The sequence below is a fragment of the Rhizobacter sp. LjRoot28 genome (assembly GCF_964253025.1).
In the GTDB taxonomy this organism is placed as follows: domain Bacteria; phylum Pseudomonadota; class Gammaproteobacteria; order Burkholderiales; family Burkholderiaceae_C; genus Rhizobacter.
In genome coordinates this window covers 3,345,835-3,358,816 of the sequence record NZ_CAXUQC020000001.1, presented here as the reverse complement: position 1 = coordinate 3,358,816, position 12,982 = coordinate 3,345,835, and the positions used below count along the sequence as shown (strand labels likewise).

Below are 12,982 nucleotides of genomic sequence, written 5' to 3'. Positions count from 1 at the left end.
CGCGATCCGGGCTGCTGCGCGGTGGCCCGGATCTTGCCATTGGCTGCTCGGGAAAAACCCTGAGACACCCGCCGGCCCATGAGGCCAGGCGGGTCCATGAAATCCAACGTAAGGCGAGGTCGTTGATGTCCCCATCCATTTCCGTGTTGCCCGTCGTGATGGCCGGCGGCAGCGGCACACGGCTCTGGCCGCTGTCCCGTGCCGGCTTTCCGAAGCAGTTTCTCGTGCTGTCGGGCAACCGGAGCCTGTTCCAGCAAGCCGTGGCGCGTCTGGCCGCACTCGGCGACAACGACATCGCCATCGGGGATCCCCTGGTGGTCGGCAATGAGGAGCATCGCTTCCTCGTGCTCGATCAGTTGCGTGAAGCCCGTGTCAGTCCCCGCGCCTTGCTGCTCGAGCCGGTAGGACGCAACACGGCGCCTGCCCTCACGCTGGCCGCGCTGCAAGCCCTCGAAGACGGCCAGGATCCCGTGCTGGTGGTGAGCCCGGCCGACCAGACCGTCACCGACCCGGAAGCCTTCACCCGCTCCCTGCAGAAGGCCATTCGCCTGGCCGCCCAAGGCTCGATCGCCATCCTGGGCGTCACCCCCGACCGCCCGGAGACCGGCTACGGCTACATCCGCAGCACGCCCGGTGAAGGCGCCGACCGTGTCGCCCAGTTCGTCGAGAAACCGGACGAGGCCACGGCGCAGCGCTACATCGCCGAGGGCGACTACAGCTGGAACAGCGGCATGTTCGTGTTGAAGGCGTCGGTGTGGCTCGAAGCGCTGCGCCACTTCCAGCCGGCCATGGTCGAGGCCACCGAGAAGGCGTGGGCTGCCCGCGCTGTCGACGCGCAGTTCGTGCGCCCCGGCAAGGCGGAATTTGCCGCCGTGCCGTCGGATTCCGTCGACTATGCCGTGATGGAGCGCTGCCCCGGCAGTAAATTTGACATTTGCATGGTCAGCCTTGCGGCAGGCTGGAACGATCTCGGCGCCTGGGACGCGGTATGGCAAGTCGCCGAGAAGGACGCCGACGGCAATGCCAAGGTGGGTGACGTCATGATGCACGACTCGCAGAACACCCTGGTCCATGCCAGCAGTCGTCTCGTCAGCGTCGTTGGCCTGAAGGACGTGGTCGTCGTCGAGACCGCAGATGCGGTGATGGTGGCCGACCGCGCGCACAGCCAGGAAGTCAAGAAGATCGTCGGGCAGCTCGGCGCAGCCGAACGGCACGAGCACACGCTGCACCGCAAGGTGTACCGCCCGTGGGGCTGGTACGACAGCATCGACGCCGGCCCTCGCTTTCAGGTCAAGCGCATCATGGTCAAGCCGGGTGCGACCCTGAGCCTGCAGATGCACCACCACCGCGCCGAGCACTGGATCGTCGTCACCGGCACGGCCGAGGTGACCTGCGGCGACAAGAAGATCCTGCTCAGCGAGAACCAGAGCACCTACATCCCGCTCGGCCAGACACACCGTCTGGCCAACCCCGGCAAGGTGGACCTCGAGATCATCGAAGTCCAGTCGGGCAGCTACCTCGGGGAGGACGACATCGTCCGCTTCGAAGACACGTACGGCCGAACCGGCTGACCCTCAACGTCCCCGCTGCGAGCTTCAGGCACTCGGCCCCCGGCGATGTGCCTGGCTGCGGCATTCGCGAAATCCAAGGAGAACTTCTCTCATGACCAAAGCGATGATTCTGGCCGCCGGCCAGGGAACGCGGGTACGACCGCTGACAAAGCAACTGCCGAAGCCGATGATTCCCATCCTCGGCAAGCCCGTGCTCGAGTACCTGATCGAGCACCTGGCGCGCTACGGCGTGCGCGACATCATGATCAACGTCGCCCACTACCACTGGAAGATCGAGAACTACTTCGGCAACGGCCATCGCTGGAACGTGAACATCGGCTACTCGTTCGAAGGCGTTCGCGAGCACGGCGACATCATTCCGAAGCCGATGGGCTCGGCCGGCGGCATGCGCCGCATCCAGGACCACAGCGGCTTCTTCGACGAGACCACGATCGTCGTCTGCGGCGACGCCATCATCGACCTGGACATCCAGGCCGCCGTCTTCGAGCACAAGACGAAGAAGGCGATGGCCAGCGTCGTGGCGCTCGACGTGCCGCGCGAGCAAGTGAAGAACTACGGCATCGTGGTCGCCGACAAGGAAGGCCGCATCACCCAGTTCCAGGAAAAGCCGTCGCCGGAGGAGGCCCTGTCCACCCTCGCGAGCACGGGCATCTACCTGTTCGAGCCGCAGGTGCTCGAACTCGTGCCGAAGGACAAGGTCTTCGACATCGGCAGTGAACTCTTCCCGCTGATGGCCGAGCAGGGCCTGCCGTTCTACGCCCAGAAGCGCCACTTCAACTGGATCGACATCGGCCGCGTGACCGACTACTGGGCGGTGTGCCAGCGCGTGCTTCGCGGCGAAGTCGCCCAGATGGACATGCCCGGCACCGAGGTGCGCCCGGGCGTGTGGGTCGGGCTCAACACCCGCGTGAACTGGGACAAGGTGAACGTCACCGGCCCGGTGTACATCGGTTCCGGCGTGAGCGTCGAGGACGGCGCGACCATCGAGGGCCCGGCCTGGCTGGGTCACGGCTGCGTCATCCGCAAGAACAGCCGCCTCGTCCGAAGCATCCTGTTCGACTACACCCGCCTCTCCGAAGGCGCGGTGTTCGAGGACCTGATCGCCTCGCCGCAGTATGTGGTGGACCGCACCGGCCACACCACCTATCCGGGCGAAGAGACCAGCACCCTGCGCTGGGGCGACGCCCGGGCCTGACCGGCAGCAGTGGCGGCGGCCCGGTCGGGCCGCCGATGGCCCGGTGCCCTCAGGGGCCGAGAGCCGTTCCGGCCGCTCGGTCGCGGAGGCCGGAGTGACCCGCCATGGGCCTACCGGTCGCCGGACGGATTCAACGGCATGGCAGCAGTGCTGCGCGACATGAAAAAGGCCGCCCTCGGGCGGCCTTCTCATTGGCGCAGCGGGTGGCTCAGCGCAAGGTCCACTGCAGGTTGCAGGTGGCCGCCGTGGCGTCGAACGGGTAGGTGGTGCTCACGTCGTCGCCCTGCACCGAGCGCTCCTCGTGCATCACCCTGCACCCGACCGCCAGGCCGCGGAGCGGCTTGTAGTTGACGCCGAGCGAGATGGCCGTCAGCCGGTCGCGCGCGGTGCGAGCGTCGGTGGTAGAGGTGGTGCCGTCGCTCAGGGTGAAGGCGTTGTCGAGCTTGCGCCGGCTGTGGTTCACGCCGGCGTTGACGGAGATCTTCGAGGTCGCGTCCCAGAAGGCGCGCAGGCCCACGCTGTCGCGCACCTGGGTGTCGCTCGATTCGGTGAGGAGGCCGAGGTCGGTGTCGCTGCGCCCGGCGCTGCTGTCGCGCGAGTAGTGCATGCGAAGCCGCGTCTTGCCGGTCAGCGTCCAGTCGTAACCCACCAGGCCGGTGACATAGCGCCGGTCGCGCTGGCCCTGCACCGAGTGTTCCTCACGGGTCGAGCTGATGCGCCCATCGAACTTGCTGTTGCTGGTGGGCACCCACGTCATGGAGAGGTCCACGTCGTCACGGTTGAACTCGTCAGCCTGGCGAACCCCGCCTGCTCCCAGGAAATTGGGGTACTCGCCATCGGTGCGGCGCACGCCGATGCGGGCGCTCCACAGGTCGCTCGGAGCAACGCTCAGGCCGACGTGGGCAGCACCCTGCTGCACGTCCCGGTTCGACAGCGACTCGAGGGAATGCGAGGCGCGCTCGTACGAGTAGCCACCGTCGAGGGTGAGCAGCGTCACCACGCCGACCCGGGCCCGCACCGCGGCTCCGGTCACGTGGAGCAAGTCCTTGCTTTGCTGCGTGCCTTCCGGCGTGCTCAGGTCGTAGCGGTTGAGGCTGCGTCGGTCGTAGGCCACGACGTCGCCCGAGAGCCGCTCGACCGACGCCCAATCCAGCTGCAGCCGGGTGTTGTGGTCGGTGTTGTTGAGCTGCTTGTTGTTCTTGAACCGGTTGGCGTTCACGGCAGCCGAGGCATTCAGCCGCATGCGGCCGAAGGGCTGGTCGATGCCGGCGAGCAGACCCGTGGACGAAATGATGTCCCGCGAGGCCGGCTGCGAGTCGGGAGACCGGAAGACGTTCCAGTCACCCGTCACGGCCTGGTTGACACCGAAGTAGTAGGGGCTCGGGTCGTCCTGGGCGAAGGCGGGCAGGCAGCACAGCACGGCGGCGAGGCCGCCGACCGAACGGAGGAGGGAGGAGGTTGTCTGTGTCATGTCTTCTTCTGGAACACCAACGGAGCCGTCCCAAAAGCAAGCCCCATGCCGTGAAGTGCGCAACCTGTCACGGTTTGGGCAGTGTACCCACGACCCCCGAGACGAACCAGTTCATCGTGGCCAGGGCGCCATCGCTGATGGTGCCGCCGGTCTGGCGCTCGCGGCCCGACTGATCGATCAGTCGTCCGGAAAAAGGGTGGAAGCGACCGGCAATGATGTCGGCCTCGCGTGCACGCACCGCCTTCGCCACCGGTGCCGGGACGTCCGGATGGAATGGCGCCAGCACCACGAAGCCGTCCTTCATGCCGCCCCAGACGGGCACCGGCTGCCAGCGGCCGTCCAGGACAGCGCGTGCCACGCGCGTGTAGTACGGACCCCACTGGTGGGTGACCGCGGTGAGTTGAGCGTCGGGCGCGAAACGGCGCATGTCGCTCTGGTAGCCCACCATGCGCACCCCCTTCTCCTGCGCCGTCTGGGCGACGGCGGCCGAGCCACTGTGGTTGGTCAGCACGTCGGCCCCCTGGGCGACGAGGGCCAGCGCGGCTTCGCGTTCGCGGGGCGGGTCGAACCAGGTCTGCAGCCAGAGCACCCGGACCTGGGCATCGGCCCGTGCGGCCCGCATGCCGAGGGTGAAGGCGTTGATGCCCTGGATCACCTCGGGTACCGGAAACCCGGCCACATAGCCGGCGACACCGCTCTTGCTCATCTTGCCGGCGAGGTAGCCCGCGAGGTAGCGACCCTCGTAGTAGCGGGCGTTGTAGGTGTTGACGTTTGGCGCCGTGCGGTACCCGCCTGCGTGCTCGAAGCGCACGTCCGGGTGGTCGGCGGCGACGCGAAGCGTGGGCTCCAGGTAGCCGAAGCTGGTCGCGAAGACCAGCTTGTGGCCCTGGCTGGCGAGGTCGCGCAGCACGCGCTCGGACTCCGCGCCTTCGGGCACCGACTCGACCGCGGTGGTGGTCACCAGGCCGCCCAGCGCCTTCTCCATGGCGCGCCGGCCAAGCTCATGCTGGTGGGTCCATCCGGCCTCGCCGACGGGGCTGACATAGACGAACGCCACGGGGAGGGGAGGCTTCACGGCAGGGCTCTGTGCCTGGGCCGCCAGGGAAAGCGTCGCCGCAGCGACAAGCGCGACCAGCCCATGGCTGGCGCGAGCGAGGTTTTTGAACATGGTGTTCCTCTACATGGCCCCGGGATGAATGGAAACAGAAACGCCTGCGGGGGCACGCAGGCGCTCGGGACGGGCATTGTCGCAGACGGCGGCCCTCAGGGCCCGCCGGAACCTGGCAGATCAGCTGGCGGCGCGCTCGAACACCGCATCGAGCCGGTCACGCCAACGGCCCTTGGTGTCGCCGTCGACGAAGCTTGCGTCGAAGCTGTTGCGCGCCAGCGTGTGGGCATGGCGGGCGTTCAATTGCGGCAGCGCCGCGAAGGCTTCGAGGAAGTTCTGGTTGATGTAGCCGCCGAAGTAGGCCGGGTCGTCCGAGTTCACCGTGGCGCAGAGGCCCGCGTCCAGCAAGGTCGCGAGGTTGTGGTCGGCCATGGTGCCGACCACGCACAGCTTCACGTTGGACAAGGGGCAGACCGTGAGCGGAATCCGCTGCGCGGCCAGGCGCGCCACCAGCGCAGGGTCTTCGACGCAGCGCACGCCATGGTCGATGCGCTCGACGTTCAGCACGTCGAGCGCCGCACGGATGTACTCGGCCGGGCCTTCTTCCCCGGCGTGCGCCACGAGGCGCAGGCCCAGTTCACGGCAGCGTGCGAAGACACGGGCGAACTTCTCCGGCGGGTTGCCTCGTTCGCCGCTGTCCAGGCCCACCCCGGTGATCCGGTCCAGGTACGGCGTCGCCTGCGCCAAGGTGTCGAACGCCGCTTCCTCGCTCAGGTGGCGCAGGAAGCACATGATCAGCAGGGCGCTCACGCCGAGCTCCTCGCGGGCCGTCTGGCAGGCGCGCGTCAGGCCGTTGATGACCGTCTCGAATGGAACGCCGCGGTCGGTGTGCGTCTGCGGGTCGAAGAACAACTCGGCATGCACGACGTTGTCGGCGGCCGCGCGGCGGAAGTACGCCATCGCCATGTCGAAGAAGTCGTCCTCCTTCAGCAGCACGCTGGCACCGGCGTAGTAGATGTCGAGGAAGCTCTGCAGGTCGGTGAAGGCGTAGGCCGCGCGCAGCGCCTCCACGCCGGGATAGGGCAGCGTCACGCCATTGCGTTCGGCCAGCGCGAAGATCAGTTCCGGCTCGAGCGAACCCTCGATGTGGATGTGCAGTTCGGCCTTGGGCATGGCCTGCAGCAGCGCGGGCAGGCGATCGCGGGGGAGGGTGTCGAGGAGGGTCGGGTTCATGGCGTGCTCCGCAGCAGGGTGGCCGGTCGGGTGGCCAGGACAGAAATTCGGCCCCGAAGGGCCGCAGGCCGCACGAGGCGGCCTGCGGCAGGGGGTGCAACGGCGAGAAGCTTACTTGCCCGGCACCTTGCCTTCCACGCCCTTGACGTAGAAGGTGATGCCGCTCAGGAACTTGTCGTCGGCGATCTGGTCGGCCTTCAGCACTTCCTTGCCGTCGGAGCCCATGATCGGGCCCTTCCAGATGGAGAAGGAGCCGTCCTTCAGACCCGCTTTCACGGTTTCGACCTTCGCCTTGATCTCCGCCGGCACCTTGTCGGAGATGGACACGATGTCGATGGCGCCTTCCTTCACGCCCCACCACGCGCTCCCCGTCTTCCAGCTGCCGTCGAGCGCTTCGCCCGTGGCCTTGATGTAGTACGGTGCCCAGTTGATGATCGCCGAGGCCAGGTGCGCCTGCGGGCCGTACGACGTCATGTCGCTGTCCCAGCCGAAGGCGTACTTGCCCTTGCTCTCGGCCGCCTTGAGCACGGCGTTGGAGTCGGTGTTCTGCATCAGCACGTCAGCGCCACCATTGATGAGCGAGGTGGCCGCTTCCGATTCCTTCGGCGGGTTCAGCCATTCGTTCACCCACACCACCTTGGTCTTCACCTTCGGGTTCACGCTCTGCGCGCCCAGGGTGAAGGAGTTGATGTTGCGGATGACCTCGGGAATGGGCACCGAGCCGACCACGCCCAGCGTGTTCGACTTGGTCATCGCGCCGGCGATGATCCCGGCCATGTATGCGCCTTCATACGTGCGGCTGTCGTAGGTGCGCACGTTCTCGGCGGTCTTGAAACCGGTGGCGTGCTCGAAGCGCACGTCCTTCAGGTCGGGGGCCGCCTTGAGGATGGGCTCCATGTAGCCGAAGGTGGTCCCGAAGATCAGCTTGGCACCCTGCTGGGCCTGGTCGCGGAAGACGCGCTCCGCATCGGCACCTTCCGGCACGCTTTCGACATAGCTCGTCGTGATGCGGTCGCCGAATTCCTTCTCCAGTTCCTTGCGTGCGTTGTCGTGGGCGAAGGTCCAGCCGCCGTCGCCGATGTTGCCCACGTAGACGAACGCCACCTTGAGGGGTTCCGGCTTCGCGGGCGCCGCGGCGGCTGCGGACGCCGGTTCGGCCGGGGCCGGGGCGGCCGCACTGTCGTCGGCCTTCTTGCCACAGCCCACCAGGGCGGCCGTGGCCGCGATGGTGGACCATCCTGCGATCGACAGCAGGGCACGTTTCGAGAGGTGGGTCATGTGTACTCCAGGAAAGATTCGGATCAAGGCGAAGGCAGGCGTTGGAACAAGTGATGGAACCACTGCAGGTCGGTGTCAGCCCCCGGGCGAGAAGGGCTTGCCCAGCGACGCCGGCATGTTGACGCGGATCCACGCGGCATTGCGGGAGATCAGCACCAGCACGACGATGGTCGCCAGGTAGGGCAGCATGCTGAGCACCTGACTGGGCACGTCCACCCCTTCGCCCTGCAGGTGGAACTGCAGCATTGTCACCCCGCCGAACAGGTAGGCGCCGAGCAATACCCGTGCCGGACGCCACGTCGCGAACGTGGTCAGGGCCAATGCGATCCAGCCCTTACCGGCCACCATGCCCTCCACCCACAGCGGCGTGTACACCACCGAGATGTAGGCGCCCGACAGGCCGCACAGCGCGCCGCCCGCCACCACCGCGGCCAGGCGGATGCGCCGCACCGGATAGCCCAGCGCATGTGCCGATTCGGGGGACTCCCCGACGGCCCGCAGCACCAGTCCGGCGCGTGACCGGTAGAGGAACCAGGCCAGCGCGAGCGTCAGCATGATGGCCACGTAGACAAGCGGATGCTGGCGCAGCAGGGCCGTGCCGACGAAGGGCAGGTCGCCCAGGCCGAACAGGTCGTGCTGTGTGCGCGCCGGCAGCGTTTCCTTGGTGTAGCCGATGCCGAGAAAGGCCGAGAAGCCGCCGCCGAAGAGGCTCAGCGCAAGGCCGGTGGCGTACTGGTTGGTGTTGAGCCAGATGACCAGCAGGCCGAAAGCGGCGGCCATGATTGCGCCGGCGCCCATGCCGGCCGCGAAGCCGAGCCAGTCATTGCCGGTCTGCACGGCGGTGGCGAAGCCGGCGAGCGCCGCGACGAGCATCATGCCTTCGGCGCCGAGGTTCACGACGCCGGCGCGCTCGTTCAGCAGCAGGCCGAGGGCGGCGAACGCGAGCACCGTGCCGGCGCTCAGGGTGGTCGCGAGGAGCAGGGGCAGCGCGTCCATCACGCCGCCTCCACCACAGGGGCCGATGGGCTTGCCGCACGCCGGCCTCGCCAGCGCAGGCGGTGGTGCACCAGCGTGTCGCAGGCGAGCAGCGAGAACAGGAGCAGGCCCTGGAACACGCCGGTGAGCGACTTGGGCAGCCCCATGCGCGTCTGTGCGAGTTCACCACCGATGTAGAACATGCTCATCAGGATGGCCGAGAACACGATGCCCACCGGATGCAGCCGGCCGACGAAAGCCACGATGATGGCCGCGAAGCCGTACCCGGCTGGCACATAGGGGGTGAGCTGGCCTTGCGGGCCGGCCACCTCCAGTGCACCCGCCAGACCCGCCATGCCGCCCGACAGCAGCAGCGCCGTCCACAGTGCGCGCCGCGAGGAGAAACCGGCGTAGCGGGCTGCGGCCGGCGCCAGCCCGCCCACCTGCAGCTGGAAGCCCGCATAGGTTCGAAAGAGGAACACCCAGAAGATGCCCACGGCCACCAGCGCGCCCAGCACGCCGACGTTCATGCGCAACCCGGTGAAGAGCTTGGGCACTTGCGTGTCGGCAGCGAAGCGGATGGTCTGCGGGAAGTTGTAGCCGTCCGGGTCTTTCCAGGGACCGTAGACCAGGTAGCCGAGCACCAGGGTGGCCACGTAGACGAGCATGAGGCTCACGAGGATCTCGCTCGCGTTGGCCTTGTCCCGCAGAAAGGCGACCACGGCGGCCCAGGCCATGCCGCCGAGCACGCCGGCCGCCAGCACCGGCACCACGAACCAGCCGCCGATGCCCGGCTCGGCCAGCATCGCCACGCCACCGGCCGCCACGGCGCCCATGATGAACTGGCCCTCGGCACCGATGTTCCAGACGTTGGAGCGAAAGCACACGGCCAGGCCCAGCGCGATGAGCATCAGCGGCGTGGCCTTCAGGGCCAGCTCGGACAGCGCGTACCCGTTCTTCACCGGCTCGACGAAGAAGATCTGCAGGGCGCGCACCGGGTCCTTGTCGAGGAGCACGAAGAGCGCGATGCCGATCAGCGTCGTGATGACGAGCGCCAGCAGCGGTGAGGCGATGGACATCACACGGCTCGGGGCCGGGCGGGCTTCAAGTTGCAGCATGCAGGGAATTCCGTGTAATGGCGTCGGTCGAGGGCGCGTCCCAGAGTCCGGACATCCATTCGCCGATCTGCGGGCGCGTGGCCTCGCGCGTGGGAATGGCGGGGGACAGTCGACCCTTGGCGATCACGTGCAGCCGGTCGGCGACCTCGAAGAGCTCGTCGAGCTCCTCGCTCACCACCAGCACCGCACAGCCGTTGTCGCGCAGCGCCACCAGGTTGGCGCGGATCTGCGCCGCCGCCCCCACGTCGACGCCCCAGGTAGGCTGCGACACGATGAGCAGCTTGGGGCCGGCCTCGATCTCCCGGCCGACGATGAACTTCTGGAGGTTGCCGCCCGACAGGCTGCTGGCTGGCACGCCGGGGCCGCCCGCCTTCACGTTGAAGGCCTGGATCAGCTGGCGGGCGAGCGTGGTGACACTGCCGGTGTCGATCCAGCCGCTCGGCCGCACCGCCCCGGTTCGTGTGAGCAAGGTGTTCTGCGCGAGCGACAGGCCCGGTACCGCGCCGCGGCCCAGGCGCTCCTCCGGCACGAAGTGCAGCCCGGCGGCGCGCCGCTCTCGCGGCGAGCGCTGGCCGATGGAGGTGTCGAACAGCCGGATGCTGTCGGCCGCCGCGCGCGGGTCCTCGCCCGACAACGCCGCCATCAGTTCCTGTTGCCCGTTGCCCGAAACGCCCGCGATGCCGACGATCTCACCGGCGCGAACCTGCAGCGACACACCCTCGAGGGACATGCCGAACTGGTCCTGCCGCGGCAAGCTGAGCGACCGCACGTCGAGCACCAGCCGGCCGGGCGTTGCCGCCCGCTGGCGCAGCGCCGGCGGCTCCGCGCCGATCATCAGGCGCGACAGGCTGGCGTTGGTCTCGAGCGTGGGGTCCACCTCGCCCGTCACCCGCCCGCCACGCAGCACCGTGCAGTGGTGGCACAGCGAGCGGATCTCGTCGAGCTTGTGGCTGATGTAGAGGATGCTGCAGCCCTCGTTGGCCAACTGGCGCAGGGTGACGAACAAGCGCTCGACCGCCTGCGGGGTCAGCACCGACGTGGGCTCGTCCAGGATGAGCAGCCTGGGCTGGGTCATCAGCGCGCGGACGATTTCCACGCGCTGGCGCTCGCCGACCGACAGCGTGTGGACCGGCCTGGAGGCGTCGACGTCGAGGCCGTAGACACCGGCCACTTCGCCGATGCGGCGCGTCACCTGGCGCAGCGACGGCCCGCGGTCGAGCCCCAGCCACACGTTCTCGGCCACGGTCAGGGCGTCGAAGAGGCTGAAGTGCTGGAACACCATGCTGATCCCGAGCGCGCGCGCCTCCTGGGGGTTGCGGATGTTCACCACCTCGCCATTCCAGCGAATCGTGCCGCCGTCAGGCCGGACGGCGCCGTAGATCATCTTCATCAGCGTCGACTTGCCGGCGCCGTTCTCGCCCAGCACGGCGTGGATCTCGCCCGGCTTGACGCGCAGCGAGACACGGTCGTTGGCCTTCACGGCCGGGTACTGCTTGCTGATGTCCTGCAGTTCGAGTCTCAGCATGGGGTCGGGAGGTTGGTCACGGACAGGTGGCGCTCGCGGCGCGGTACGCCGGCCACATAGGCCGCCACCAGGTTGCGTTCGTCGGAGAGGGTCATCCAGGCAAAGACCTTCTCATGGAGTGCGCGGCACATGTCGAGCCGTCGCTCGGCCACCGCGCCGCTGGCCCAGTCCCAGACGCACACGTCGGCCATGCAGCCTTCGTTGAACGAGCCGATCTCGTCGGCAAGGCCCAGGCCGACGGCCGCGCCGCGCGTGGCGGCATGCAAGGCTTTCCATGCGGTGAGCCGCTCGCCCGCCATGGCCTGCACCTTGTAGGCATCGGCCAGGTTGCGCTGGATCGACAGGCTGGTGCCGCCGCCCACATCGGAGGCCACCGCCACCGCCACGCCGGCGGCTTCGGCGGCCCGCCAGTCGAAGAGGCCGCTGCCGAGGAACAGGTTGGACGACGGGCTGTGAGCGATCAGCGCGCCGGCGGCATGCAACGCGGCGCGGTCGGCCGCATCGAGCCAGATGCCGTGGGCAAAGACGCCCCGTGCATCCAGCAGGCCGGCCCGTGCGTAGACGTCGAGGTAGCTGCGCGCTTCCGGGAACAGTTCGCCGACCCAGCGCACCTCGTCGCGGTTTTCTGCGACGTGCGTCTGCATGTAGATGCCGGGGTGAGTGGCGCACAGGCGCCCGGCCATGGCCAACTGTGCCGGGGTGCTGGTCGGGGCGAAGCGCACGGTGACCGCATAGGCGAGGCGATCGGTGCCGTGCCAGCGCTCGATGAGGTCGGTGCAGTCGCGTTCGGCCTGGACCACGTCGTCGCACAGGGCGGGCGGCGCATGCCGGTCCATCAGCACCTTGCCTGTGATGAGCCGCATGCCGCGCTCACAGGCTGCGCTGAAGAGGGCGTCGGCACTGCCCTTGTGCACCGTGGCGAAGACGACCGCGCTCGTGGTGCCGTGGGCGAGCAGCGCGTCGAGGAAGCGGCTGGCGCCGGCATCGGCTTCGCTGGCCTCGGCATAGCGCTGCTCGGCCGGGAAGGTGTAGGTGTCCAGCCAGTCGAGCAAGGCCGTGCCATAGCTGGCGATCACGTCGAGCTGCGGGCTGTGCACATGGGTGTCGATGAAGCCGGGCAGGATCAGTTTGCCGCGATGGTCCACGCGCGACCAGCTGTCATCGGGTGCCTCCGCGCCAGGACGCGCTCCGACGATGCGGCCGGCTTCGATGAGCAGCCAGTGGTCGGCGCGAAAGCGCACGGCGCCGGCCGCGTCCACGTCGCCCCAGGCGGGGGCGGACGTGAAGTCGAGCAGGTCGCCGCGCAGCGCCAGGCGTCGGGGATGAGGGGCAGCCATGGTCAGGCGAAAGCGGGCAGCTGGCAGTGGGTCAAGGTCGGCATGGCGCATGCTTGTTCCATGCCAACCCGGCGGGTGACCGTGTTGAATTCCACGGACGGTGTCATAAGATTTGCGGAGGGCCCCTGTTTCGACGCGCGCATCCGCACATCGTATCGGCACCGTGCCTGC

The 12,982-nt window shown here is 68.2% G+C and carries 10 protein-coding genes; 2 read left to right on the top strand and 8 right to left on the bottom strand.

The window, feature by feature from the left end; translation table 11 throughout:
• The first annotated feature begins 125 nt into the window (after positions 1-125).
• On the top strand, positions 126-1,571 hold the full coding sequence (locus ACSQ2F_RS15330) for a mannose-1-phosphate guanylyltransferase/mannose-6-phosphate isomerase (RefSeq protein ID WP_436024293.1): 1,446 nt from the start codon (positions 126-128) through the stop codon (positions 1,569-1,571).
• Between the two features lie 91 nt (positions 1,572-1,662).
• Positions 1,663-2,766 (top strand): sugar phosphate nucleotidyltransferase, encoded by a 1,104-nt coding sequence (locus ACSQ2F_RS15325; protein WP_436024291.1) that lies wholly within the window; start codon positions 1,663-1,665, stop codon positions 2,764-2,766.
• A gap of 208 nt (positions 2,767-2,974) precedes the next feature.
• On the opposite strand, the gene ACSQ2F_RS15320 is transcribed toward ACSQ2F_RS15325, so the two are convergent.
• The 8 genes from ACSQ2F_RS15320 to guaD form a co-directional block, all read right to left on the bottom strand.
• On the bottom strand, positions 2,975-4,237 hold the full coding sequence (locus ACSQ2F_RS15320) for a hypothetical protein (RefSeq protein ID WP_436024289.1): 1,263 nt from the start codon (positions 4,235-4,237) through the stop codon (positions 2,975-2,977).
• A 67-nt stretch (positions 4,238-4,304) separates the two neighbouring features.
• A complete protein-coding gene (locus ACSQ2F_RS15315) occupies positions 4,305-5,405 on the bottom strand; it encodes a BMP family ABC transporter substrate-binding protein (protein WP_436024287.1) in 1,101 nt (366 codons plus the stop codon).
• A gap of 120 nt (positions 5,406-5,525) precedes the next feature.
• Positions 5,526-6,578, bottom strand: coding sequence for an adenosine deaminase (locus tag ACSQ2F_RS15310; RefSeq protein ID WP_436024285.1), 1,053 nt, complete (start codon positions 6,576-6,578; stop codon positions 5,526-5,528).
• Positions 6,579-6,689: 111 nt separating this feature from the next.
• Positions 6,690-7,856, bottom strand: coding sequence for a BMP family ABC transporter substrate-binding protein (locus tag ACSQ2F_RS15305; RefSeq protein ID WP_436024283.1), 1,167 nt, complete (start codon positions 7,854-7,856; stop codon positions 6,690-6,692).
• A gap of 75 nt (positions 7,857-7,931) precedes the next feature.
• Positions 7,932-8,852: an ABC transporter permease gene (locus ACSQ2F_RS15300; protein ID WP_436024281.1), complete on the bottom strand. Its 921-nt coding sequence runs from the start codon at positions 8,850-8,852 to the stop codon at positions 7,932-7,934.
• Positions 8,852-9,949 carry an ABC transporter permease gene (locus ACSQ2F_RS15295; RefSeq protein WP_436024279.1) on the bottom strand — a complete coding sequence of 366 codons (1,098 nt, stop codon included), beginning with the start codon at positions 9,947-9,949 and terminating at the stop codon, positions 8,852-8,854. Before ACSQ2F_RS15295 ends, ACSQ2F_RS15300 begins: the two co-directional genes overlap by 1 nt.
• Entirely contained in the window at positions 9,936-11,474 is a 1,539-nt protein-coding gene (locus ACSQ2F_RS15290; protein WP_436024277.1) for an ABC transporter ATP-binding protein, read from the bottom strand. The genes ACSQ2F_RS15295 and ACSQ2F_RS15290 overlap by 14 nt, the downstream gene beginning before the upstream one ends.
• Entirely contained in the window at positions 11,468-12,811 is a 1,344-nt protein-coding gene (gene guaD, locus ACSQ2F_RS15285; RefSeq protein WP_436026835.1) for a guanine deaminase, read from the bottom strand. Before guaD ends, ACSQ2F_RS15290 begins: the two co-directional genes overlap by 7 nt.
• Positions 12,812-12,982: the final 171 nt, after the last annotated feature.